Raw genomic sequence first — 25,619 nt, 5'->3', positions numbered from 1 at the left:
AATAAGTGGCTTTTTTATCCTTTGGGGCGAAAACTGTACGGAGTATTGTTAAATTAAGCGAAAAGGCTGACGGAAGCGTCACAATTGTTTTGCAGATTGGTAGTAAAATCGAATTTAGGAAAAGATTATGTTGATAGTGTATGCTCTAACTTTTGCTCTAAATACAGTATGAAAGTATAAATAAATGCAGAATATGCAAAATATCAGAAATGATTTGTGGGAAAAAACATCATTTTCTACATGCTCATATATTAAGTCTTTACGCGATCACCGTGCAGTCATTGCTTGTCGTGCTATACAAAGCTGGGCTAAAGTACTAGAGCTTCCTTTTGCTGAAAAAATCTTTTTAGATGATAGTAGCCCTGATTTAAATGGGATGAAGCTACTTCAATCATCCAATCAAATCAATCATTTTGATTGTGTAAGATATAATACTATGAGCCATCCCCCTCATAGTAATTTTGGAATTCTTATTAGTCTGAATCTTTGTAATTCTGATTATATTTTACATCTGGATGACGATATTCAAATAGTTGGAACACATCAAGACTGTATTGATATCTTGGAACATGGTCTGACTATTCTTAATGAAGATAAAAATATTCTGGGAATAAATTTAATGCATGTAGATGCAAGTGCTGGGGGACAGTGGGGTCCAAGTAAAGATTATTTTGCAAGTGATGTTTTTTCTCATCCTATTCAATATTTTGGAAATTCAGCAAGTTTAATTAGAAGGGAACTTTTAGAAGTCGTGAGTTTAAAAACAATTTTTAATTGGGGCAAAGAACAGCCTACTAATTGGGAAGAGTTAGTCTCGACTTCAGATGATACTTCTTCCTTTCTTGTAGCTAAGGTTGAAACTCCCTTTACAGTTGATAATGATGCATGGTTATTCAAAAGTACATTTCGTGTGTCTACCTGGGAAACATATAAATATTTATTACTAAAGAAATTAGGTTTAGGTACGCTAGCATCCGAATTTTCCAAGAAGATAAAAGAAAGGGAATATAATTCGTGATTGGATCTTACAAATTAAAGTGGAAGACCATAAAATTACATTTTATTTGTCCAAAGTCCAATCTTTAGATAAGTTAATTAATGATCGCAATCCAGAAGTTAGAGCAGCAGCTTAGGTGAATCCTAAACTTGATTTGATGCTTAGAGAAGAATTAGCAAGCTGGGAAAATCCAAATTTATCTTCACTAGATTTACTATAATTTGCGAATAGGGAGCATAATGATCTATTTAAAAAACAAAAATATTTGTTTGTATATAGTAGTAATTGTCCCCTTTTTAACATTGAGATTTGGGGTTGATATTTGCAACTTTCGGGACTGTGGTTGAATTGGAACAGGAGAATGAGAAGGGACTTGATCACGCCTTAAGAGCAAAGGAATACTGAAAAACCCCAAAATAATTACTACTCCGGTCATTATCCAAACCATTAACCTATTTGGTCTATAATCTGCTCGTTCAATTTGCCAGAAAACTTGGTTGTATCGCCACGCAGCTAATGCAATAACCAGAATTCCAAAAATTACCAAAGCCAGACCCAAATTTTCCGAGTTGGATAATGGATTTACCGGAGGTTCTTGTTGAGTAATCGCAATATTCAACTGGCGCAGAAATATACCAAATCGCGCAATAGCAAAACCAAAGCCAATCAATGCAATAGAAGTGCGTAGCCAAGCAAGAAAAGTTCGTTCGTTCGCTTGATGCTCCCTTTGCCGGTCAATTTTCGGTATTTTATCCATAAGAATCTTCTGACGCCAAGTTCCCCTTGATATACCATTAACTAGCATTAACTAGTGAAACAAAGACCCAGACGCATCTATAAGGGTCAAGACAATCCAGTGAGGACTTTCAGAAAACCCCAAGCGATCGCTAGAATCTTTACAATAGTAAGTAAGGTAAAGATGTATATCAGAGTCAAAATTAATGGCGTTATTTGGATTTGGCAAAAAGCAAGTTATGCCCACGTCTGAGGAAGCTTTGTCAGGAAGGGCACAGTCTATGTCAGTACCCGCTGCTCATTATGTCAACAAAAATCCCCTGAAACCTCCTTATCCCGATGGATTAGAGAAAGCAATCTTTGGCTTGGGTTGTTTTTGGGGTGCAGAACGTAAATTCTGGCAACTTAAAGGAGTTTACACCACCGCAGTGGGTTACGCTGCTGGGTTAACACCCAACCCCACCTATGAAGAGGTATGTAGTGGGCGAACTGGTCACAATGAAGTGGTGTTGGTTGTGTTTGATCCCAAAGTGATTAGTTATTCTGAACTGCTCAAAGTATTCTGGGAAAGCCACAATCCTACCCAAGGGATGCGCCAAGGTAATGATGCTGGCACTCAGTATCGTTCGGGAATTTATGTATATTCTGAAAGTCAAAAGCAGCTAGCAGAAGCATCGCGGGAAGCTTATCAGCAAGCTCTCAACAGTGCAGGTTATGGCAAGATTACTACAGAAATCTTGGATACGCCTGAATTCTACTACGCAGAAGCTTACCATCAGCAATACCTGGCTAAAAATCCCAACGGGTATTGTGGTTTAGGAGGGACAAACGTATCTTGTCCCGTAGGCGTAGTTGAATCGCAAGTGAGTGGATAGGAGCGCCCAGCTGTCATTGGGATCAACTTAAGCGAAAATCCCTTTGAAACCTCGTTTCCGGGTTCAACCTGGAAATGCTCTTTCATTGCGGTGCCGCGAGTCAGGCATTCCCAGTCAGCGACTCTTAACGAGGCAAAAGGCGGCAGGGGGGAGAATAAGTACTTTCTCCTGACTCCTGAATTACAGTGCAGCTTTGAGCAAAGCGATCGCTGCGACCCACAATACAATACTAATAGGCGCTCCAATTAGTATACCAGCGATCGCCCAGCCTCTTTGATGAGCTTTGAATTGTTCAATACTGTGCCACCGTCTACTTTTCCAAGCCCATTCATTGCCTTTAGCACCGAGGGCGATCGCCATGAACCCCGAAATTTGGGGTATAAAACAGAATAGGCCATACCATACTTGATTCGGCCACATCCACAACCAAGGCATGAGAAACGCGCCCCAATTCCAACCAAGAATTTCCTCTGGGACTGTTTCATTGTGATTATTTATCCCGCACCCAGAATTGTTGATTATTTCTTTTAGCGGTAAAAGCTGATTCTTATTTGCAGATTTGACAGCTAAACCAGATTTGAGACTACTTAGCGCTTGGCTGGCGCTAGTAAATCGTTGTTCTGGAGCGGGTTCTATCAACTTTTGCAGCCAACTGACAAAACTAGGACTGAGGTTAACTCGGTCTGTAAATTGCAGTCGTAAATTCTGCTGGGGTAAATCAGAGGGGGAAGTCCCAGTTAACAAATGAATCAAAGTTGCACCCAGTGCATAGAGGTCTGAACCTGGAACCGCCCGACCACCAAATTGTTCCATTGGGGCATAACCATAAGTACCCACAACGGTAAAAGTAACGCCCTCTCTTGCCGCTTTATCTTGAACTGCGCCAAAATCAACTAAATAAATCCGATTATCTTCACCCCAGATTAAATTACTCGGTTTAATATCTCTATGTAACACTCCTGGATTCAACTCATGTAGATACATGAGAATATTTAAAATCTCATCGGCGATTTTTCTAGCTCGCTTTTCAGTAAACCTTTTGCCAATAGCAAGTTTTTCCTTAAGCGACTCACCAGGAATATATTCTTGGATTAAGCCAAACCAGAGTGTGCGATCGTCGATACAAAAATAATCTATATATCGAGGAATGCGGGGATGATTTAGCTGTTTAAGAATTTGTGCTTCCCTCTCAAAAAGTTTCAGGTCATCCCACTGTACAGTACCGCCAAAGGCCAAAAGTTTGACCACAACGGTCGAATTTTCGCCATCAGAGGCTTGTAAATCCTTAGCTAGCCAGGTTTGACGAATTCCATTGTTGCCAAGTTGGCGCTGGATTTGATAACGGTCTTGTAATATCTGTTCTGGTTGCAGCATCTGACACCTGCTGGCAATTTACGCTGATCTGATTTCCTTATTATTTAAGGATAGTCATTATCTAAGAAAACTGTGTGAGCCAGATAATTTATTGAAAAAGGAGTACCTATAGGCGTGAGAAAATTTAGAACACTCGATCAATTTGAACAAGAGTACTTCCTTAAGCACCCGGAAGAAATCGACGATTATTTGACCGAGATTTTTCAGGAATATTCAGAAAACAACGATTCTGGTGCATTGTTGGCATCCTTGCGCGTTGTTGTCCGTGTACAAGAAAGTATATAGGTAGCAGAACAAATAAGTATGGGACGAAGGGGATTGCAAAAAGCGTCAGCAGAGGAGACAGCAATATGAGCCAGAAGCTAGTATCAGCAAGAATACCAACAGCAGGAAAAATTTTAAGTCGATAAATAGAAGCCCGTGGCTGGACACAGAAAGATTTAGCAGAAATTATCGGGTGTCCAGTTCAAACCATCAATGAAATTATTCGGGGAAGCAAGCAAATTACACCTGAAACAGCTATCGAACTCTCCCAAGCCTTGAGTACTTCTTTTGAGTTTTGGACAAATCTTGAAGCAAAGTATCAAGTTCATCTAGTGGTTTCCCAAAAAACTTGATCTGATAGGCATTACAGTCCTTTGCTCTTACTCTCTTGTTTTACTAGGACTAGTATGATAAAGTACATTTGTTTAATATCAAGCGAAGGAGATACTTAATGTTTAGTAATTGGTCTTGGGGTAAAGTCTTAAAAACTTTTGGTGGTTTGGCTGTCGGCATTGCAAGTATTAGTACAGCTAATTACTTAACCAGTAACCATCTAGCTTTAGCGACATCAAATTCTTCTAAACTCCAGAACAGCAATCAGTTAACTATTAGCAAAGGCAAAAGTAGCTCAGAAAATCTACTAGTTGCTCAGATTCCTTCTATTACTCGAACAATTAATGGTGCAGTAGTTACGGCATACCCACTTTACCGTTACTATAATTCATCAATTGTTGACCACTTTTATACGGTTGATTTTGGTGAACTAGGAAATGGTAAGGGCGGATATATCTCAGAAGGAATTGCCGCTTATATTTCTAAACTACCATACCCTGGAACAGTTCCTCTATATCGATATTACAGCTCCGCAGCTACAGACCACTTCTACACTACTAATTTGAAGGAGCTGGGTACTGGTAAGAATGGGTATGTGTTTGAAGGTATTGCAGGTTATGTTTATCCTAGACCTATTACAAATACTCTTCCTGTATATCGATATTACAGCTCCGCAGCTACAGACCACTTCTACACTACTAATTTTAATGAGTTGCGTGGTGGTAAGAATGGGTATGTGTTTGAAGGTATTGCAGGTTACGTAATCCCCAGTAGCTAAGAGGTCATCATGCCCAATATCGAATACAACTGTGTAAGGCACTGGCTTTAAAAAAGGCAAGCAGCACTATCTCAAATGTTGAATTAAAATTTTTATGCCAAAATTTTAATTCAACATTTTTAGTAGAACAAAAAGTTCTGCGATCGCACAAACTCCGTCCATAATGCCTGTTAATCAATCTGTAGTAAAAAAGCCTTTTCTTGGAAAGCGATTGAAGAATTTGCTCAAAATCAAAATAGACATCCAAGCATAATTCTTGGCCGCTTACATTATGATGAATTAGTTCCCCATAAAAATTTGAGGACGTTATTCGTTAGAGTTAGCCCAATTTTAGATTATTCTACAGATAATTTTTGCGATAGTAGGCTTGATATTCCGCAGACAGCAGAGGTTCCCACCAATCACGATGATTGAGATACCATTCAACAGTTAAACGTAAACCCTCAACAATCGTTACTGAAGGTGTCCAACCAAGTTGAGTTTTAATCTTGTTCGCATTAATTGCATATCTCCGATCATGTCCCTGTCTATCCTTGACAAAAGTAATCAACTCCTTTGCCGGATGTACTGGTAAATCAGGTGCTAATTCATCCATCATCTGACACAAAAGTTGCACGAGGTTAATATTTTCTACCTCATTATTGCCACCAATATTATATGTTTCCCCTGATTTACCATGATTAATTACCGCATCTAGAGCCAGACAATGATCGCCCACATAAAGCCAATCCCGCACATTTTTACCATCACCATAAACAGGTAATTGTTTCCCTATCAAAGTATTGATGCACATCAGGGGAATTAGTTTTTCGGGAAACTGATAAGGACCGTAATTATTAGAGCAATTTGTGATAATGGTTGGAAATTTATAAGTATGATAATAAGCACGCACTAAATGGTCACTACCAGCTTTCGAGGCTGAATAGGGACTATTGGGAGCGTAGGGTGTAGTTTCACAAAAAGCCGCATCATCTGCGCCCAGACTACCGTAGACTTCATCCGTAGAAACGTGCAGGAAACGATAATCAGATGGCTGTGCTTTTGCCTCCCAATGTTGCCGAAAAGCTTCCAGCAGCGTGAAAGTTCCCACCACATTAGTTTGCACAAAAGCTGCTGGCCCAAGAATTGAACGATCAACATGAGATTCAGCGGCAAAATGGGCGATGGTATCTATATTTTCAGATACTAGTAACTGATCTACAATGGTGCGATCGCAAATATCCCCCTGGACAAATCGAAAATTTTCTCCTCCCTCAACCAGCGCCAAATTCAGACGATTTCCCGCATAGGTTAGAGCATCCAACACCACCACCCGGTCATCTGGATAAGCTCGACACCAGTGATGCACAAAATTCGCCCCAATAAACCCCGCACCCCCCGTAACTAATAACCGCCGACTCATCCAATTACCTCTCTTCTCTCTGTGTTCTCAGCGCGGCAGTTGCTTCCCCTAAGGGAGACGCGCAAGGGACAAGTCGGGGAACCGCAAGGGCGCACTGCCTTGCCTCTGCGGTAGCCTGCGGCAAGCCGCTACGCGTCTACGTTTTTATTGCTTAAAGTATTTTTTCTCCAGCTTTCCGTATATCCTCTGAGCGAGTAATTTTGCCACACGTATTCCCGTCAAACTCTTAATATTAGATGGCTGCTGCATAGTGTGATCAAAGAATTCATTTAACTCATTTAGAATAACTCGGAAACGATTAATAATATTTTCAGTTCGATACTCAGCTAAAAACTCTTCAGACAAACTAAAAGCTACTGAAATATCAATCACCTTTAAAATCCGCTGGACATCATATTCTTGTGAATATCCAGCAATTTTATAGCAATTAAATCCAGGATCTAAGTAATCTGCAAGTCCACCATTGACACTAGAAAATACTTGACAACCACAGGCAAGAGCTTCCATTGGTTGCAGACCAAATCCTTCACTAACGCGCTGTTGTGCCCAGTACTCAGCGGAATCATAAAGGTAAACCTTAGCTCGGTTGAATAGTCCAGGTAAATCTTCTACATAAGAGTCAACAACCAATACTTTACAATGTTTTTGCAAAGCTGGAATTAATTCTTTAATTAAATACTCAGAAGATTTCCGAGCCTGAACCAAAACATCAATATCTCGTTCAAGACCTAAATTTTGAAACTCATCAGAAATTTGATTGGGCAAATAATAAATGAGAGAATTGGGTGATTTTTCTCCCCAATATCCCATTGTATAGCGGCTAACAGTAATGATCGGAATACTCGCAGGCAGTCTAAATGGATAACCTGCACTATGTGCATGGTAAACGACATTGTATTGCTTAAGTTTGGCCACGAGTTGAGCTATATCAAATCCCCAACTGATGACAAAAATTACATCACTTAAATTTTTCTCTTTTAACAAATCATCAATAAAAAGCTTACCTTTTTCCCGTTGACGGTAAGTTACAACATCAGCACTACAGAACTGCTGAACTAGATTAAGTGCTTTTAACTCAGCCCAAAGACCACCACAAGCAAATTTGCCATCTGTACCGGGGAGTAAGAAGTAAAGTTTTCTCATAATTTTATTAGCGGAGTGGGTACTTGTACTGAGCAGTTCAACAGGCTCACTGTGAGACGTTGCCGTAAAGCCTGCGGCATAGCTACGCTTAGGGCGCAGCCTCTGGTAGAGTTGTATTGGGCATTGGGCAAGGGGAAGAAGAAATAATTACTTCTTTCCCCTCTACTCCCTGGTTACTGAGCTTGTCCTAAGCGTAGCCGAAGGGCGCAGTCGTTGGCGCAGCCTCTCGTAGAGAAGTATGCTCCCTGCTCCTCTGCCTCTTGCTCTCTTCAGTCTTGCCAGCCCACTTTAACAAAATGTGCCTGACGCCCCCAAACGTCGCGTGTACGCGTAATATTTTCAATTGCTAGGTTAAAAGGAATGGCAGTTGTTAGGTAACGCTGTGCCATAGAACCTAAATCAGGTGCGAGTTCAGCGGCTGTCGTCGCTGCTAACCCCAAACCTATAATTTGCTCGATTGGTCGAAATGGTAGTAACAGATGTACACCGACAGCTAGTCCAGCTGTTAAGAGCATTGCTACTGATAAATTTGTGCCGCAACGGGGATGTACAGCCAAATCCGATTCTCCACTGGTGAGGCGATGTCGAGCAATTGTAACCGCACGCCGCAAATCACTAATATTTATCTCACCATAGAGGTAGAATCCCTGCTCAGTAGATAAACCGCCTAATAGTTCGTTATCTAGTTGAACGTTAGTAGGTTCTCTTTTGGCAGGATAGGCACTTTTTGATTCGCTAAGAACCCAAACAGTAGCGTGTTCTAAGGCGTGAACCTGCCGGATCATCAAAATTTCTTTTAATCCTGGAATAAACGATAGCTGCCTGAGTAAGTCGGCATCTTGTGTGGGTTGTGGAAAGTCTAAGGGTCGGTATTCTGGGGTCGAAACTTTCTCAGATACAGGTGTTGTAAGATCAAACTTAAAAAATTCAAAGGGAGACGAGCCACTCTGAAAAGAAGCAGAAGTATTCATTGGAACACTGCTCTCCAAGCCGATGGAGCAACATAGATTTCTTTCAAATGTAACGCTTGCACCACTGAATTGTTGCTAATTTTTGTGGATGATTGTTGAGTTTGGGCATTGACACGCATGAGCAATGCTGTGCCCATTCTGATCTTTATAGTTTCCGAGTCCGAGGGTCAGCTGGCTCCACTAACATAAACTCCGGCTGAGTGAAGGACTCGGAACTTTTGGTAGAGTGTTCACACTGAAAACTTAGGCGTGAGGAGGGGAAAAATCAGTAAACCTGAAAATTGGCTTGTCAGTATACCAGACCAGAGCAATTACGTTGCTACCAAATAAATTGTTTATTCGATCTGGTTAGGCAGAAGACAACAATTAACATCATTCAAACAGACTTTTCCCCACTGTAAAGCCCAGCGGACAAGAGCTACTCGATTTTCTGTCTGCGTCTTAGTCAGAATATTACTGATATGGTTATCAACTGTACGCTTGCTAATCTCCAGTTTTCCTGCAATCTCTTGGTTAGTTAAGCCAGTGGCCACTAAGTCGATAATTTGCAGTTCTCTGTCTGACAGACTAACGGGGGTCTCAGACTTGCCACCAGCCATGACTATTTCTATCCTCGCTTGGTATATGTACTTAATCGCTCTTTCTAATTCTAGAAGATTCTTTTGTTGGTAGGGGTTTCAAGTGTTAGCAGTAATACCATTGTCAATATTTTCTTTGGATTTCAAGTTGGCAAGAATATAAACCATGACAAGAGATAAGTACTATATAACACTTATTTATTTTTAAAAGCTAGTAAAAATATTTAGATAATTTAGGCGATGTTCAGAAGCATATAGATGTTATGGAGTAGTAAAAATTGCTATTTAATTCTATGAAGGACTGGCGACAGATTAGCAAAAATTATTGTAGATTTTATACTGTAAATTCCTAATTCCAAATCGAAATCTAAAATTAAAAATGAGATGAGCAATCCCCGTGTTTTGTGCCTTGGTGAAATTTTGTTTGATTGTTTAGCCGATCAATTGGGGCTAAAGCTGGAAGAAGTGAAATCTTGGACTCCCTACCCAGGAGGGGCACCAGCTAACGTAGCCTGTGCTTTAGTCAAGTTAGGAACATCAGCCGGCTTTATCGGAGCCGTTGGCGAAGATGAACCAGGGAATGTACTGCTCAAGCTATTACAAGATGTAGGTGTAGAGACGACGGGGGTACAACGCCATCCCACAGCACCAACGCGGCAAGTTTATGTTACACGGGATCTGGCTGGCGATCGCACCTTCGCCGGATTTGGTCAGTATGATACCGCAGAATTTGCTGATACTTGTCTGCAAGCTAAACAATTGCCAAATTCGTTGTTTCAAGAGGCAGATTTTCTGGTTTTGGGTACTTTGGAATTAGCCTATCCTGAAAGTGAACAGGCAATTTACCGCGCCCTAGAGTTAGCAGAACATTACGACTTGAAGATTGTGCTAGATGTCAACTGGCGTCCTGTATTTTGGGACGAGCCAAACATCGCTCATCAAAAAATTCCAGAATTATTTAAGCAAGTCGATTTCCTCAAACTCTCCAAAGAAGAAGCTGAATGGCTATTTGAAAGCGCAGATCCCGGAGCCATCACTTACCGTCTGGGTTCAATTGAAGGAGTATTAGTGACAGATGGTGAAAACGGTTGCACCTACTGTCTGGGTGAGAACGAAGGCAAATTATCTGCGTTTTCCATCCCCGTAGTTGATACAACTGGTGCAGGTGATAGCTTTTTGGCAGGATTCATCCACCAACTGAGTCAGCACGGCATCCACAGTTTGCGAGATGCAGAAACAGCAAAACGCATTGTCACATATGCCAGTGCTGTTGGAGCGCTGACTACCATTAAAGCAGGTGCGATCGCTTCCCAACCTACAAATGCTGAAGTCGAAGCTTTTCTAGCCGCACATCAACTTTAGGAATTAGCATAAGTCACTGGGATATCAGCTACCACAGGCTGATACTCCCGACTAGAAAATGGACGAAAATCCTCATGCCATTCTGCGGTCATATTGCACAATAAACGTAGTTGGAGAGGTGTTGGTACTGGGTTAACCCGCTCAACTTTTACATTTACAAGTTCGGGATTTTTGTTCTTGAGTTTAAAAACATCATCGACAATATACCGGGGGCAATAACCTACGATGTAATGATCCTCAGTACATAAGAGCAATGCCTGCAAGTCATAGGGATTTTGAAATTCGTTAGCTAAATATAATACTTCACCTGTTTGTAATTGATTAATTCGCTCAGTTGCACAAGCAGGAAGATGCCGCAGTCCATGTACAAAAAAATGGATGTGGTATAAACCATTTTCATCTGGTTCTGGGCAGGGGAAAACTTCAAAATAATCTGTTACTTTGCGTCCACCACTCCGAGAAAGAATGCTAACTGGATCGTCTTCACCTTCAGAAATATTTAGTGATTCAATATAATCTTTGTAGTTCGGGCGAGAGCGTCGCATTAATCGATTAGAGAATAAAGGGAATAGTTCAACTGATGCGTATTCTTTGTTCAAGTCTGGGAAGGAATACAATAGCTGAAAATTATGTTCAGCTTGAGCTTTAATAGCACCTTGTGTATATACAAACTGATATTTTTTTCCGTCAAATGTCAAGCGACCAATGGGAAGCCAAGCGCGACTTTTAGGATCTTGCCAAGCTAAAAAAAGTGTTTTCATAGTAGGGTGTCCAGCAGCTTACTTTGATTTAACTCCAATATCTTTTGTGCAAATTCAATTGCTGTTTGCGATATGCGATTAGATGGAATACGCTCAAAAAGCTCTAACGTATCATTGCTTGACACCCTTGCTAGATTATTTAACCATACCTTCGCTGCATCTGGACACCGTTGTTGCGCTTCACAAAATGCATTAAAAGTCTTGAGGGTTTTTTGATCACCAACTCTAGCATACAACGCAGAATTGCATTTTTGCACATAGGCTTGGACAGAAAAGCCAGCATCTTTTGTGGTTAACCTGCTTTTCCTATTAAAATCAGACTCGATCCTACCGAGACAAGAGGCGTGGTCATAAGTTGGTGCTAGATAAATCTTCTCTTGTAAACTGATGAATGCCCAATTTTCATGGTGTCGATCGCTATTTCCAATCCAAGCATCCAAGAGTAAATACCCAACAAAAGTTTCCCTCGCATGACTAATTTCCCCTGGTGCTGTCCAGTTGATGGGCAAATTTAGCGAAGCATCTCCGATAGCATTGAATACATTATCTATTGTGTGTCGGGATAGGTCTTTAGAATCTTGTGGATAATCCGATACTATTCGAGCCAGAATTTCATTACCAAGGGTGAGAATTGCACCTTCTTGAGGCGGCAAAAATGAGGGTGAAACAATGCCATTTTCCCCATTGAATGTCGCTAGTTCATAACCAGCATGGGGTAAACCCAGCAACTCACACAACTGGGCTGCAATCTTCTCTGCCCAATCTTCTCCTGTGTTTGGTCTAGCTTTCTTGAATAGACAACGACCTAGATCATGATGACGAAACCAGAACTTTTCTTTTGTTCCCAAATCTTCATCAGCCTCTGGGGCATCTAGGGGAACATCAATGATAGGAAATTGCTCTGGCATAATTTATGGGAAATCCTGATTTTAAGCAAATTATTAACTTCACCTATCCTTAAATGTGTAACAGTCAATGGTTAGCCTTAGCTCGTTGCCACAGAGTATCAACAGTCACAAACTCATAGCCTTGTTGTAGCAGTTGCGGAATCAGGATTTGAATTGTGGCAGCAACATCTTCTCCACCGCAAGCACCATCATGCAAAACGATTATTGAACCATTTTTGACCTGCTGCATAATTCGCTCTACCACGGTGGTGACACCTGGTCGCACCCAGTCTTCTGGTACAACACTCCACATAACTGGCCGGTAATTCCACTGAAAAAATAATTTTAAAGTAGCAGGTGTAAATAAACCATTGGGGGGGCGGACATCTCGCACTTGTTCAGGTTGCAGGTTGCAGGCATTGTAGATGGCAGCTTGGGTTTTTTCTAAACTGTCTTTCAGGTCATTTGGGGAAAGCATTGGAAAAGAGCGATGATCGTAGCCATGCAATCCGATCCAGTGTCCGCGATCGCTAACGGCTTTAGCAATGGCTGGTGAACGGTTGACGCAAACACCCAACCAAAAAAAACTAGCTGTAATGTTGTAACGATCTAACACTGCCAAGACTTCGGGTGTGTATTGCGGATGGGGCCCATCATCGAATGTGAGGGCGATCGCTTTAGAATGGGGATTTCCAGCCCAAAGGCAGTTGGGAAAACTTGGCTGGAGAATGCGGTATAAAATTGGGAACAGGGGAGCTAGCTGCATTTTGCGTTTATCTGCTGCTGACAACTTTTTGTCGGTGTTGCTTGTGAAACTGCGATGTCTGCGACGGGCGTAGCTGCAACTTCTGGCGATGAAGCATATTTGCTTAAATGGTAATCTACATCTGGTAGGTCAGTGGGTAGGATTTACGCAAAAAGATTTTTTGTTGAGCCAGGGTATAAGGGTGCAAGACTACGGGTGTATAAGGGTCAACAAAGGAAAAAACAAAGCTAACACCAAGCCTCTCTTTCTTCTACTCCCATACCCTCAATACATTTCTATCTCTGACTATATCCTCAGGGGTTCTTAGATTTACCGCTTTATTTTGTAACAAAATCTGTAACAGTAACATTATTTGAGCTAGCACTCGTCTACATTGGTGACAAATCTACGGGGAATCCCTGAATGAAAGGGTAATGTTGCTCAAAGATATACGAGATTATCAAATTCTATTTCTGGGCTTGTTCCTAGTCGTGGGAATCGGTACACGAGATTGGACGCTGCGACCAGAGTTGATTGGGGTAGCGATCACCACAAGTCTTGCAACCCAATGGATATTGTCATTAGTTACTGGCAAAGAACAAATGACGAATCTTCGGAGTGCTTTAATTACATCTTTAGGACTGTCCCTGCTGTTGCGGGCTGACCACTGGACAACAATGGCAATAGCCGCAGCAAGTGCGATCGCCAGCAAATTTATCTTCCAAGTCGGTGATAAGCATTTCTTTAATCCCGCCAATTTTGGGATCATTTCTGCCTTGATTCTGACCCCCGATGCTTGGGTTTCACCGGGACAATGGGGTGAAGAGTGGTGGTATGGGCTATTATTTGCCGGAACTGGTGGCATGATTTTGCAGCGCGTTGGTCGCTGGGACACCACAGCAGCTTTTTTGGGTAGCTACTCCTTGCTGGAGGCGATTCGCAATCTCTGGCTGGGTTGGACTTGGGATGTTTACTGGCACCGATTGATGAGCGGGTCTTTGCTGCTGTTCGCCCTATTTATGATTACAGATCCGCGATCGATCCCCAATTCTCGGATTGGGCGTGTAGTTTGGGCAGTTTGCATCGCCGGATTAACTTTTATCCTGCGGAATTATTTCTTTATTTCCACAGCAGTTTTCTGGGCACTGTTTGCCCTTGCACCATTGACCATTCTGCTAGATATTCTCTGGGTAGCTCCACGGTTTGCTTGGCAAGAGGGAGATGAGAGAGCAGGGGAAGCAGGGGGAGAACTTCTTACTCCTAACTCCTGTACAGACGCGATTAATCGCGTCTCTCTTAATTCAGCACTAAAAAAGTAGAGGTATAAAATGAAGTTTTTTCGACTCTTAACGCCATTATTGTTGACAATTGTAGCTGTTTTATGCCTTGCACCCGCAGCTTGGGCATTTTGTGGATTTTATGTAGCCAAGGCTGATACAAAACTGTATAACAAAGCTTCTCAGGTGGTGATAGCACGGGATGAGGAACACACTGTCCTAACAATGGCAAACGACTTTCAAGGCGAAGTCAAAGATTTTGCAATAGTAGTACCTGTGCCAACGGTGCTGCAAAAAGAGCAAGTTCATGTGACTGAACCCAAGATTATCGAACGCCTAGATGCTTTTAGTGCACCGCGATTAGTAGAATATTTTGACTCAGATCCTTGTGCTGTCACTGATTTTGAAAATCGCCCTGCTGCTGCACCTAGAAGCAGAGCAGTCAATGAGGAACCTGAAAAGACGAGCGATCGCAGTTTGGGTGTAACAGTCGAAGCACGTTTCAATGTCGGCGAATACGACATCGTGATCCTTAGTGCCAAAGAATCTGGGGGACTAGAAACTTGGCTCAAACGCAATGGCTACAAAATCCCCAGAGGTGCGAAACAGTTACTAAAGCCTTACATCCGCTCCTCAATGAAATTCTTTGTTGCCAAAGTCAACTTGGATAAATTCGAGAAATCTGGCTACCAGTTCCTTCGTCCGCTACAAATTTCCTACCAGTCACCCAAATTCATGCTGCCAATTCGTTTAGGCATGATCAATGCTACAACAGAGCAGGATTTGATTGTCTACATCCTCTCGCCCCAAGGACAGGCAGAAATCACTAACTACCGGACGGTGAAAATCCCTTCTAACACGAACATTCCTTTGTTTGTCAAAGATGAATTTGGTGAATTCTACAAATCCATGTTTCAAACCGTCTACACCAAAGAAGACAGGAAAGTTGGTTTTTTGGAATACGCTTGGGACATGAGTAGTTGCGATCCTTGTTCTGCTGATCCCCTAACCCAAGAGGAACTAAAGCAAGCAGGCGTATTTTGGCTAGATGATAATTCTGGAAGTAATCTGCCAGCATCCCCCAGCTTTCGTCGTCCCTCTCCTAAAAGTAACGTCTTCATCTCCCGGCTGCATGTCCGCTACACCCGCGACAAATTCCCTGAAGACCTGATATTCCAACAAACTGCTAACAGTGAATCTTTCCAAGGGCGTTATGTTTTGCAACATCCGTTCCAAGGGGAACTCAAATGTCAGGCAGGTAGAGAATATAAGCAGTCTTTGCCCAAGCGTTTTGAACAAGAGGCGCAAACTCTAGCTAAACTAACCAACTGGAATATCCAAGACATTCGCAACAAAATGAAGCTGAGTATTGGTAATCTGACATATTCCTGGTGGGAAAATTTATTTTCCTGGCTGGGATTATATTGAAAGGATTTGAAAAAAAATACCGCATCTTGACTAAAGGTAATTTTTTAGGGGGTTGTTATAAGCAATACTAAGATATTCTTGCTTTCTGCCCCAAGATTGTCATGGTTCAATTCGATGAACAGCTACGCTGCTTAGTTAGCGAAGCCTGTGGACACCCACCTGGAAGCCCTCAGCGTCAGAAGCTGCTCACGCAAATTATTCGCTTGACAGCAAATAGACTCTGGAGGGAAAGTACTCCCTACTATCAAGATGCACTACAACAAACTTGGTTATATTTCTGCCGCAATGTTTGTGAAGGTTTGACAGGTAAAATCTATGACCCCACCTATGGCAGTGTCATTACCTGGCTGAATGCTTACCTAAACCGGAGACTACAAGACTTTTACACTAACCAGAACCGGGAACAAGCCACAACAGTCTCTCCTCGGGTTCGTCAGTCTACATCGGGTGGAATCAGGGAAACCATTGATCCTGTAGATAACCTCCCAGCTACCCCCCAAGCACCTCCCATTCTGGAAGACTTGGAGATATGGGCTAAGACAGATTCCGAAGGAGAACTGCGCCGTACTTACATTAAAGGGCGTCCAGATGTGAATTGTCAGGTGTTAATTCTCAACCGCCTACCCCCGGAAGTTAGCTGGAGAGAATTATCTGAGGAATTTGGGCTGTCAATTCCGACATTAAGCAGTTTTTATCAGCGCCAGTGTCTACCACGTTTGCGTAAATTCGCTGAATTGGAGGGATTGTTATAAATAAGGAACAAGGGGAGAGGTTGATTGAATCCGTCAGCATATCCTCACCGTTACAGTAAGTCATTGGCAACAGAGGCAATCTTCCCTATCCGTTACCTGGTTATCCAGATATTTTGTCTTAGCTGACTACTCGCAGTGTTCGCCTCTTTGAGAGTAATTGGTTGGGTTACTTCGCTCCTCATAACTATTTGTTGGTTCCGTCAGGATGTCATCTCTTCACCGAGATTTTGGGTGACGTAGGTATGTCAAATCAAAATTTCATACCACCCTGTTCTAATGCCCTTTTGGGACTCCCAGTGCCTAAAGCCTTATTTCACTAGTTCGCCGTAACGGTGATTCAAATAATAGACCTCTTGCAAAAGTCCCTAACACCCCACCCCCAACCCCTAAAAGCAAGCCAAGCTCTTAGGGGAGACAAAGCGTAGCTTTGGCGGGGTAGGGTTTTTATTTTTGATTTATGCAAGAGTCTAATCAGTAGTGCGCTGAATAGACATTTTTATTACTGTTATGCATGGAGAGCGGCTTGCCAATAAACATCGCCACATTACTAAAAGTACTTACGCAAAATGTGAAACACTGCCAAGACTGCGTAAGTCCTATGATTAGCACTAGTGCCACTTCTAAATATCTGGGAATGTGAGGAATGTCAATTTTTGTTAAGCGCAAAACCCACAATGGCGAAAAGCGCATGCCTAACAGCGATGGGCTACGTCCCGCCCGAAGCGATCGCCAAGTGCTACAGCAAAGCGCCGAACGCCAATTTAAGCGCCAATTTTTCGGTTTACTTTTGGTAATTGTAACGTGGAGCCTAGCTATGGGCTGGCTTCTAGCCTTGGCAACTAATGCCCACAGTGCTACTCCCCCCGCCGAAATTGGCACAGTTGACGTAGTTCCTGCACAGTACCAACTAGGGCAAGAACTGTATTTGGAAAACTGCTCCACATGCCACATCGCCTTACCACCAGCCGTTTTACCCACCCAAACTTGGAAAAATCTCCTGCAAGACTCGCAGCACTACGGCGCACAACTAAAGCCTTTAGTCGATCCGCCACGCATCTTGGTGTGGAAATATCTTTCGACTTTCTCCCGTGTGCAGCTAGACGACGAAGAAACACCCTATCGCCTCAACAACTCGCGTTATTTCAAAGCTCTACATCCAGGAGTTAAGTTACCACGTCCCGTCCAGCTTGGCAGTTGTGTTAGCTGTCATCCCAGTGCTAGTGATTACAATTTCCGCCGCCTGACACCAGAGTGGAAGTGAAGAGTGAGGTATTGTAGTATTTCACGCAAACCCTGATACATATAAATTTCTCGTAGGGGCACGGCATTGCCCATTGGTGTCAACTTAAGTTGAAATCCATGACCCACAGGCGTTTTGCCCCCCTGAATCCCCCCGATGGATTGGGGGGAAATAGGAAATTTAGTTCCCTCCCCAATCCATCGGGGAGGGTTAGGGTGGGGTGACACGGATCGTGATGAGAAGCCAGAGAACTGAATATCACGTCTTGACAAGGGTTTCACGTTAAGTTGACACGCATGGGCATTGCCGTGTTTCTACTAACCTACTTGTGTCATTATTAGGACTTACGCGAAAACCGCCCAAAAGCTTAATTTATCGAACTGCCAACGCGCAGCGTCTCGTAGAGAAGAATTCGTGGACTGTGCGTAAGTCCTAATTATTAAAGTGAAACGGTATTAGGAGTTGAAAAATTTTATAATTCATATCTTATAAGTCTATTCCCCCACTCCCTCTCTGGCCCTATCTGGGGGCAAAATGATACTATGAAGAAAGACTAAATATAAGATAAGAGTTAAAACCAATCAGTTTACTAAATGATTGGCTAGTTTTTCTCCTGTTTTTGAGTTAATTCTCGGTTAACACCCATCCACGACCAAGACGGTTGGGTTGGGTTAAATGTTTATAATCAATACCGAACCTTTAATCCCCATCCCCCTTGATTCAGTTCTATAACCTGCCATGTTAAAACTTTTGTTGGGCGACCCCAACGCTCGTAAGCTTAAAAAATACCAACCTTCTGTTACTGAAATTAACCTTTTAGAGGAAGAAATTAAGGTTCTTTCCGATGAGGAGTTAAAAGGTAAAACCGCTGAATTTAAACAACGGCTTGCCAAAGACGAAACTCTGGATGACCTTTTGCCAGAAGCTTACGCCGTTGTCCGGGAAGCAGGACGGCGAGTCTTAGGCTTACGGCACTTTGATGTCCAACTCGTTGGCGGGATCATTTTGCATATAGGGCAAATTGCCGAAATGAAAACCGGTGAGGGAAAAACGCTCGTGGCAACCTTACCGAGTTATTTAAATGGTCTTACTGGTAAAGGTGTACACGTCGTCACCGTGAACGATTACCTGGCTCGTCGGGATGCGGAATGGATGGGACAGGTACATCGGTTCTTGGGGCTGAGTGTGGGGCTAATCCAGTCAAGCATGACTCCCAGTGAACGCCAGAAAAATTACGATTGCGATATTACCTATGTCACCAACAGCGAAGTAGGGTTTGACTACCTGCGGGATAACATGGCGACATCAATGGCAGATGTGGTGCAACGCCCGTTCAATTATTGCGTGATTGACGAGGTAGACTCAATTTTAATTGATGAGGCGCGGACACCACTGATTATTTCTGGGCAGGTGGAAAGACCTACAGAAAAGTATCTCCAAGCTGCTGAAATCGCATTCACACTCAAGAAAGACGAGCATTACGATGTGGATGAAAAAGCTCGTAACGTGCTATTGACAGATGAAGGCTTTGCTGAAGCCGAAAATCTTTTGGGAGTCACAGATTTATTTGACCCAGAAGATCCTTGGGCGCACTTCGTTTTCAATGCGATTAAAGCCAAAGAACTTTTTCTCAAGGACGTAAATTACATCGTCCGCAATGGGGAAGTGGTAATTGTGGATGAATTTACTGGTCGGGTGCTACCCGGACGGCGTTGGAGTGATGGATTACACCAGGCTATTGAAGCCAAAGAACACGAAGAAATTCAGCCAGAAACTCAAACTCTAGCGACAATTACTTATCAAAATATGTTTTTGCTGTATCCAAAACTCGGTGGAATGACCGGAACGGCAAAAACGGAAGAACCAGAATTTGAAAAAATTTACAAACTGGAAGTCGCCGTAATTCCCACCAATCAAACCAGAAGACGCGAAGACTTGTCTGATATGGTCTTTAAGACAGAACCAGGCAAGTGGGGTGCGATCGCTAAAGAATGTGCCGAAATGCACGAACTCGGCAGACCTGTATTAGTAGGAACCACTAGTGTGGAAAAATCCGAACTTCTCAGCCGACTGCTGAAGCAGCTGGAGATTCCCCACGAATTACTCAACGCCCGACCGGAAAACGTCGAGCGTGAGGCAGAAATCGTCGCCCAAGCTGGACGCAAAGGTGCTGTTACTATTGCTACTAACATGGCTGGTAGAGGTACAGACATCATCCTGGGTGGAAACTCCGAATATATGGCACGTTTGAAGCTGCGGGAATACTTCATGCCCCGGATCGTCATGCCAGAAGATGAAGACACCTTTGGCGTTCAAAGACCAGCCGGATTGCCTACAGGACACGGCGGTGGTCAAGGCTTTGTCCCTGGCAAAAAAGTCAAAACTTGGCGGGCTTCACCAGAAATTTTCCCCACCCAGTTAACAAAAGAAACAGAAAAACTACTCAAAGACGCAGTAGAAATTGCAGTGCGTGAGTATGGCGATCGCAGTTTACCGGAATTGGAAGCTGAAGACAAGGTAGCTATAGCAGCAGAAAAAGCTCCCATCGACGACCCCGTGATTCAGAAATTGCGGTCAGCTTACAACCGCGTTAAGCAGGAATACGAACAATTTACTACCCGTGAACATAATGAGGTAGTAGAAATCGGCGGTTTGCACGTAATTGGTACAGAACGCCACGAATCACGGCGGATTGACAACCAGTTACGCGGACGTGCAGGAAGACAAGGTGACCCTGGAACCACGAGATTCTTCCTAAGTTTAGAGGATAACCTACTGCGGATTTTTGGTGGCGATCGCGTTGCTGGGTTAATGAATGCCTTCCAAGTGGAAGAAGATATGCCCATCGAATCTGGGATGCTAACCCGCAGTTTGGAGGGCGCACAGAAAAAAGTTGAAACCTACTACTACGATATTCGGAAGCAGGTATTTGAGTATGACGAGGTGATGAATAATCAACGTCGTGCTATTTACGCTGAACGTCGCCGGGTGTTAGAAGGTCAAGATTTGAAAGAACAGGTAATCAAGTACGCTGAAAAAACGATGGATGACATCGTTGACTACTATATCAACGTAGACTTACCCTCGGAAGAGTGGGAGTTAGAAAAGTTGGTTGAGAAAGTCAAAGAATTCGTCTATCTGCTAGCGGATTTGCAGCCAAGTCAATTAGAGGATATGTCAGTCAGTGAGATTAAAGCTTTCCTCCATGAACAGGTGCGAATTGCTTACGATCTCAAAGAAGCACAGATTGACCAAGTTCAGCCCGGACTGATGCGCCAAGCTGAACGCTTTTTTATCTTGCAACGCATTGATACCCTGTGGCGGGAACACCTGCAACAAATGGATGCCTTACGCGAATCGGTGGGATTACGTGGTTACGGTCAAAAAGACCCGCTAATTGAGTATAAGAGCGAGGGTTACGAACTCTTCTTGGATATGATGGTCAACATCCGCCGAGATGTGGTTTATTCGTTGTTCATGTTCCAACCGCAGCCTCAGCAGATGATGCAGGCAGAATCAGAGATGGTGTAGATAAGGAATATCTTATGCAGAGACGCAAAGGCGCAGAGGCGTTTTTGCGTCTTTGTGTTTTAAGGCATCTCTCAAAAATATTTTGTTTTCAGGAGTTTGCTGAAATGGGTAAGCTGGTACTGCCAAATCTTCAGGGTAAGCAAATGGAGCAAGTAATAGTTACCCTTACTCTCACCAATCGAATTGATCAAGTTTTGGCTCAACGAGGCTTTATTTCTTCGGGGGAAGTTCGCTCTTATACTTTGGATGATGTTTTAGTTGACATGGGTGCAAATTTGCTGTGTTTACCTGCTAGCATTATTAGTCAACTAGGTTTAGTTCAAGGTGGAGAAGCCCAGGTAGAGAATGCTGCTGGAGTAAAGCAGGGGCGAATTTTCCGAGATGTTGAACTTAGTATTGCAGAGCGTCAAGGAACTTTTGATTGTTTGGAACTCACAGAAGTACCCTATGCCCTTTTGGGTGTGACGCCTATGGAAGTTTTAGGGTTAGAACCAGACCTTAAAAATCGGAAGTTGCGGGTTTTGCCGATGAATTCTGAGCGAAGATATGCAAAAATTCATTAAGTATTACTCTACACTAAGTAATATGGGGCAATTTTTTTAAATTCATTTTTAGGACTTAGGTGTATTATTTATGTATGCGAGAATCACAGACTCTAATGGAAGTATAGTGACAATTGTTAATTGGAAAGTAGTAACACAGGAAAAAGGTCAGACTTTAGATAGATTTATCGACAGTAACGGCAATGTTTACCTCGAACGTCCTCAGAAAGAAGTCATTGACGGTATCGAGCTTATCAACAAACTTAGGATCAAAGCTGAAAGTTTCTACCAGATTCAAGGAATTGGTATATCTATTGGTCGAACCGAGTAAACTAAGCTATTTTACTTTAATAACTAGTGAACCAGAAACAAGCTAGCCTATAAAGTAGCTGATACAATATAAATAGCAGTCAAGAGGTCTGACCTTTTCAGATCGCGGAAGCTAAGTCTTCCCTTGACTGATTTTTATTGTCTAAAAATATAGAACAGCCATGTATTTGCTGTACGCAGATGAGTCTGGCACAACGCACGACTCAAACCAACAATATTTTGTACTGGCTGGATTTTGTGTATTTGAGCGCCAAGGATATTGGATTTCTGATCAGCTTGACCAAATTGCTGCTAGATTTGATCCCGCTGATCCGGTATCAGTTGAATTGCACGGTAGTCCAATGCTGAGTGGTAGAGGAAAGTGGAGGAGCTATCCTAAGAGCGATAGAGAAAAAGCTATTGAAGATATTTTGCAGGTTTTTCTACAGTCACACCCAACTAATCGACTATTCGCAAGTGTGATCAAGAAGACTGTAGTATCACCAAAAGACCCTGTTGAAGTTGCATTTGAACAACTGGCTAGTAGGTTTGATAGGTATTTGATCAGGCTGCACAAAAATGATAATACACAGAGAGGCATCATAATTTTTGACAAATCTACTTACGAGACAACAATTCAATCTTTAGCAACTGACTTTAGAACTATTGGGTACAGTTGGGGTATTATCAGAAACTTTTCTGAAGTACCTTTATTTTTAGACTCAAAAGCTTCGAGACTAATTCAACTTGCTGATATACTCGCTTACGCAATTTTCAGACATTTTGAAAAGGGAGATAGCAGGTTTTTCTCTATCATTCAGTCTAGATTTGATTCTGAAGGCGGTATAGTTCATGGATTACACATACAGCAATAAAACTATATTTATCTAACACCACACTCTAGTGCAACTTTCTGAAGGTGAACAAGATACGATCACTTATACTTGGCGTAGTTTTAGGGTTGTCTGTGGGGCGATCGCAAAGTAAAGTACTTTATCTGAACTGTTAAACTGTAAAGCTACGCTAACCTTAAGCCCAATTAGAATAAGTTTAGGATGCTGCACAGGAGAGCAAAATGGATACATCCAATGAAAAAGCTCTTATTCATCTGTAGCCAGAATAAACTACGAAGCCCCACCGCCGAGGCTGTGTTTTCTGAATATAAAGGACTTGAAACAGACTCGGCAGGTTTAGATCGCTATGCCCAAGTACCATTATCAACTGAAGCGATCGCATCGGCTGATATTATCTTTGTGATGGAGAAGTCACATAAAAACAAGCTATCAAAAAATTTTCAGCCATTTCTTAAAGATAAAAAAATTATTTGTTTACATATACCAGATGAATATGAATACATGGAGCCAGCTTTAATTGAGTTGTTAAAACAGAAAGTTCTAACGCTATTAAAAATTAAAAAATGAATATTCAAGAAGCTTTTAATTCTGCCGCAGTCGATTACGATAACTTACGTCGTATTCTAATTCCCTGTTTTGATGATTTTTACAAAACAGCCGTTGAAATCATACCAGACGATTGCACTGTACCGCTAAAGGTTCTAGATTTGGGTGCTGGTACTGGACTTTACTCAGGTATGGTTCAGTCCGTCTTCCCCAATGCAGAGTTCACCTTGCTGGACTTAGCCCCTGAGATGTTAGAGAAAGCTAAGTTTAGATTTAGCAAAATGGGTAAATCTCCCAAAATCTTAATTGGTAACTACGTTGAGACTGATTTAGGTGGTTCCTATGACCTTATAATCTCTGCCTTATCGATTCATCATCTGTCAGATTTTCACAAAGAACTTCTTTATCAACGGATTTATAATGTTCTCAATCCTGGAGGGATATTTGTCAACGCCGATCAAGTTCTTGGCAAAACCCCTGATTTAGAACAACTTTACCGTAAACACTGGCTAGATTGTGTGCGTGGTAAGGGTCTCTTAGAAAAGGATTTAAAAGCGACACAAAAACGCATGGAATACGATCGCATGGCAACCCTTGATATTCAACTTCACTGGCTAGAAGCGGCTGGGTTTCAAAATGTGGATTGCTGGTACAAAAATTTCAGCTTTGCTGTTTTTGGTGGTTATCGACCAACTATTTAACTAAGTAAGTAGGCACAAATAATTAGAAGATGTTTTCGCAGGGCACCGAAAACCTGAAATGATGCCCTGTATTTAGAGCAAGCAAAAATTAATCCTATTCTGCAACAAATGCTGTATGTTTCTTATACTACTGAATATGGCCGAGAAGCAGCAGAACAATCCTGTTTAAATCTACTGTTTTTGATTGGTACTAACACTGATAAGTTCTCACTGTACGGTGAAAGCGATGAACATTATACTATTCGTGGTGGTAACGACCAAGTACCCCGTCTGCTAGCGAATTCCTTAGCTTATGCTATACAAACTGAAACAGAATTGGAAGCTATCTGTATCCGTCCCGATGGTCGCTATCGAGTTAGTTTACGGTCTGGTTATAAAACTTTTGATCGCACTTATGAAAGAATTTTGCTGACATTACCCTTTACCACTTTGCGTTTAGTGAAGCTGGATGTGAATTTACCAGCATTTAAAAAGAAGGCGATACCTTCGGTGAGCTTCGCTAACGCACAACTAGGATATAGTACAAATGCCAAATTAATTACAGCCTATCAACAAAAATTGTGGCGTACTAAATATAACTCAACAGCAGCAACATTTACCGATTTAGACTTTCAAACCACTTGGGAACCCAGTCGCTACCAAAAAGGCCCCAAAGGTTTGATTACTAACTTTACTGGTGGTAAACATGGTTTATTTTTAGACAAAGGTTCAGCAGAATCTCAAGCCCAAATACTTTTACCACAATTAAATCAGATTTTCCCCGGAATCAAAAACCTGCGTCAAGGTCAAGCCATTCGCGCCTATTGGCCTGGAGAGCAATACACAAGAGCCTCCTATGCTTGCTATTTAGTCGGACAATGGACAGGGATAAGTGGATCTGAACAAGAACGTGTAGGTAATCTATTTTTTGCTGGTGAACACTGCTCTCCCTCCTACCAAGGATATATGGAAGGGGGTTGTAGAACAGGTGAAGTTGCAGCTCAGAGAATCCTCAAAGATTTAGGTTGGCGAAATATGCCTGTTCAACAGAAAAAACTAATTAATACCAATCAACTAAATCGTCATCATCCCAGGATTCCAAGGGACGAACGTTTTTCTGACGATTACACCGAAAAGTGAAGTACTTAGTCCTCAGTGATCAATATAGAACCCATTTGGGATCTATAAAGTAGCTAATCTTCGGAGCATAAGTCTGACAAAACAGAGATGAATTTTAGTGGTCGCATTTTCTAAA

General features: G+C 42.2%; 25 protein-coding genes and 1 pseudogene. 16 read left to right on the top strand and 10 right to left on the bottom strand.

Annotated elements, in window-relative coordinates:
- The first annotated feature begins 184 nt into the window (after positions 1-184).
- Positions 185-1,018: a hypothetical protein gene (locus V7K49_RS32750; RefSeq protein WP_335209382.1), complete on the top strand. Its 834-nt coding sequence runs from the start codon at positions 185-187 to the stop codon at positions 1,016-1,018.
- A gap of 301 nt (positions 1,019-1,319) precedes the next feature.
- On the opposite strand, the pseudogene V7K49_RS32745 reads toward V7K49_RS32750, so the two are convergent.
- Positions 1,320-1,754, bottom strand: a pseudogene (locus V7K49_RS32745) (YidH family protein); the annotation flags it as partial.
- A gap of 184 nt (positions 1,755-1,938) precedes the next feature.
- On the opposite strand from V7K49_RS32745, the gene msrA reads away from it, so the two are divergent.
- Positions 1,939-2,607 (top strand): peptide-methionine (S)-S-oxide reductase MsrA, encoded by a 669-nt coding sequence (gene msrA / locus V7K49_RS32740; protein ID WP_335209381.1) that lies wholly within the window; start codon positions 1,939-1,941, stop codon positions 2,605-2,607.
- Between the two features lie 180 nt (positions 2,608-2,787).
- On the opposite strand, the gene V7K49_RS32735 is transcribed toward msrA, so the two are convergent.
- Entirely contained in the window at positions 2,788-3,981 is a 1,194-nt protein-coding gene (locus V7K49_RS32735) for a serine/threonine protein kinase (RefSeq protein ID WP_335209380.1), read from the bottom strand.
- Positions 3,982-4,391: 410 nt separating this feature from the next.
- On the opposite strand from V7K49_RS32735, the gene V7K49_RS32730 reads away from it, so the two are divergent.
- A complete protein-coding gene (locus V7K49_RS32730; protein ID WP_335209447.1) occupies positions 4,392-4,598 on the top strand; it encodes a HigA family addiction module antitoxin in 207 nt (68 codons plus the stop codon).
- Between the two features lie 98 nt (positions 4,599-4,696).
- Positions 4,697-5,356: a hypothetical protein gene (locus tag V7K49_RS32725; protein WP_334868024.1), complete on the top strand. Its 660-nt coding sequence runs from the start codon at positions 4,697-4,699 to the stop codon at positions 5,354-5,356.
- Between the two features lie 340 nt (positions 5,357-5,696).
- On the opposite strand, the gene rfbB is transcribed toward V7K49_RS32725, so the two are convergent.
- The 5 genes from rfbB to V7K49_RS32700 all read right to left on the bottom strand — a co-directional run bounded on the left by rfbB (position 5,697) and on the right by V7K49_RS32700 (position 9,471).
- Positions 5,697-6,758 (bottom strand): dTDP-glucose 4,6-dehydratase, encoded by a 1,062-nt coding sequence (gene rfbB, locus V7K49_RS32720; RefSeq protein ID WP_335209379.1) that lies wholly within the window; start codon positions 6,756-6,758, stop codon positions 5,697-5,699.
- A gap of 144 nt (positions 6,759-6,902) precedes the next feature.
- Positions 6,903-7,901 (bottom strand): glycosyltransferase, encoded by a 999-nt coding sequence (locus V7K49_RS32715; RefSeq protein WP_335209378.1) that lies wholly within the window; start codon positions 7,899-7,901, stop codon positions 6,903-6,905.
- A 269-nt stretch (positions 7,902-8,170) separates the two neighbouring features.
- Positions 8,171-8,872, bottom strand: coding sequence for a DUF6391 domain-containing protein (locus V7K49_RS32710; RefSeq protein ID WP_335209377.1), 702 nt, complete (start codon positions 8,870-8,872; stop codon positions 8,171-8,173).
- Complete coding sequence (locus V7K49_RS32705; protein ID WP_335209376.1) at positions 8,869-9,009, bottom strand: hypothetical protein; 141 nt, start codon at positions 9,007-9,009, stop codon at positions 8,869-8,871. The genes V7K49_RS32710 and V7K49_RS32705 overlap by 4 nt, the downstream gene beginning before the upstream one ends.
- A gap of 198 nt (positions 9,010-9,207) precedes the next feature.
- On the bottom strand, positions 9,208-9,471 hold the full coding sequence (locus tag V7K49_RS32700) for a helix-turn-helix domain-containing protein (RefSeq protein ID WP_273766227.1): 264 nt from the start codon (positions 9,469-9,471) through the stop codon (positions 9,208-9,210).
- Positions 9,472-9,834: 363 nt separating this feature from the next.
- Here V7K49_RS32700 and V7K49_RS32695 point away from each other — a divergent pair, with 363 nt between their 5' ends.
- Complete coding sequence (locus V7K49_RS32695; protein ID WP_335209375.1) at positions 9,835-10,812, top strand: carbohydrate kinase family protein; 978 nt, start codon at positions 9,835-9,837, stop codon at positions 10,810-10,812.
- Here V7K49_RS32695 and V7K49_RS32690 read toward each other — a convergent pair.
- The 3 genes from V7K49_RS32690 to V7K49_RS32680 all read right to left on the bottom strand — a co-directional run bounded on the left by V7K49_RS32690 (position 10,809) and on the right by V7K49_RS32680 (position 13,226).
- Entirely contained in the window at positions 10,809-11,573 is a 765-nt protein-coding gene (locus V7K49_RS32690; protein ID WP_335209374.1) for an HIRAN domain-containing protein, read from the bottom strand. The two genes, V7K49_RS32695 and V7K49_RS32690, sit on opposite strands and share 4 nt — an antisense overlap.
- Complete coding sequence (locus V7K49_RS32685; protein ID WP_335209373.1) at positions 11,570-12,481, bottom strand: HipA-like protein; 912 nt, start codon at positions 12,479-12,481, stop codon at positions 11,570-11,572. Before V7K49_RS32685 ends, V7K49_RS32690 begins: the two co-directional genes overlap by 4 nt.
- A 64-nt stretch (positions 12,482-12,545) precedes the next feature.
- Positions 12,546-13,226 (bottom strand): polysaccharide deacetylase family protein, encoded by a 681-nt coding sequence (locus V7K49_RS32680; RefSeq protein WP_335209372.1) that lies wholly within the window; start codon positions 13,224-13,226, stop codon positions 12,546-12,548.
- Positions 13,227-13,639: 413 nt separating this feature from the next.
- Between V7K49_RS32680 and V7K49_RS32675 the strand changes: the two genes are divergently transcribed.
- From V7K49_RS32675 to V7K49_RS32625, 11 genes are all read left to right on the top strand, one after another.
- Complete coding sequence (locus V7K49_RS32675; RefSeq protein WP_335209371.1) at positions 13,640-14,524, top strand: RnfABCDGE type electron transport complex subunit D; 885 nt, start codon at positions 13,640-13,642, stop codon at positions 14,522-14,524.
- A gap of 9 nt (positions 14,525-14,533) precedes the next feature.
- Positions 14,534-15,910 (top strand): DUF2330 domain-containing protein, encoded by a 1,377-nt coding sequence (locus V7K49_RS32670; RefSeq protein WP_335209369.1) that lies wholly within the window; start codon positions 14,534-14,536, stop codon positions 15,908-15,910.
- A gap of 101 nt (positions 15,911-16,011) precedes the next feature.
- Positions 16,012-16,662: a sigma-70 family RNA polymerase sigma factor gene (locus V7K49_RS32665; protein ID WP_335209368.1), complete on the top strand. Its 651-nt coding sequence runs from the start codon at positions 16,012-16,014 to the stop codon at positions 16,660-16,662.
- 643 nt (positions 16,663-17,305) lie between these two features.
- Positions 17,306-17,923 (top strand): cytochrome C, encoded by a 618-nt coding sequence (locus V7K49_RS32660; RefSeq protein ID WP_334867999.1) that lies wholly within the window; start codon positions 17,306-17,308, stop codon positions 17,921-17,923.
- Between the two features lie 717 nt (positions 17,924-18,640).
- A complete protein-coding gene (gene secA, locus V7K49_RS32655; protein WP_335209367.1) occupies positions 18,641-21,433 on the top strand; it encodes a preprotein translocase subunit SecA in 2,793 nt (930 codons plus the stop codon).
- A 14-nt stretch (positions 21,434-21,447) separates the two neighbouring features.
- A complete protein-coding gene (locus V7K49_RS32650) occupies positions 21,448-21,996 on the top strand; it encodes an aspartyl protease (RefSeq protein ID WP_335209366.1) in 549 nt (182 codons plus the stop codon).
- Between the two features lie 70 nt (positions 21,997-22,066).
- Complete coding sequence (locus tag V7K49_RS32645) at positions 22,067-22,306, top strand: hypothetical protein (RefSeq protein ID WP_335209365.1); 240 nt, start codon at positions 22,067-22,069, stop codon at positions 22,304-22,306.
- Between the two features lie 160 nt (positions 22,307-22,466).
- On the top strand, positions 22,467-23,159 hold the full coding sequence (locus tag V7K49_RS32640; protein WP_335209364.1) for a DUF3800 domain-containing protein: 693 nt from the start codon (positions 22,467-22,469) through the stop codon (positions 23,157-23,159).
- A 213-nt stretch (positions 23,160-23,372) separates the two neighbouring features.
- Positions 23,373-23,705 carry a low molecular weight protein tyrosine phosphatase family protein gene (locus tag V7K49_RS32635; protein WP_335209362.1) on the top strand — a complete coding sequence of 111 codons (333 nt, stop codon included), beginning with the start codon at positions 23,373-23,375 and terminating at the stop codon, positions 23,703-23,705.
- Positions 23,702-24,385: a class I SAM-dependent methyltransferase gene (locus V7K49_RS32630; RefSeq protein ID WP_335209361.1), complete on the top strand. Its 684-nt coding sequence runs from the start codon at positions 23,702-23,704 to the stop codon at positions 24,383-24,385. The genes V7K49_RS32635 and V7K49_RS32630 overlap by 4 nt, the downstream gene beginning before the upstream one ends.
- Positions 24,386-24,493: 108 nt before the next feature.
- Positions 24,494-25,504 (top strand): flavin monoamine oxidase family protein, encoded by a 1,011-nt coding sequence (locus V7K49_RS32625; protein ID WP_335209359.1) that lies wholly within the window; start codon positions 24,494-24,496, stop codon positions 25,502-25,504.
- The last annotated feature ends 115 nt before the right edge of the window (positions 25,505-25,619 follow it).

It is taken from the genome of Nostoc sp. (genome assembly GCF_036919675.1).
Classification (GTDB): Bacteria; Cyanobacteriota; Cyanobacteriia; order Cyanobacteriales; family Nostocaceae; genus Nostoc.
Note: the sequence above shows the minus strand (reverse complement) of the source record. Positions and strands in the feature narration are given on the sequence as shown.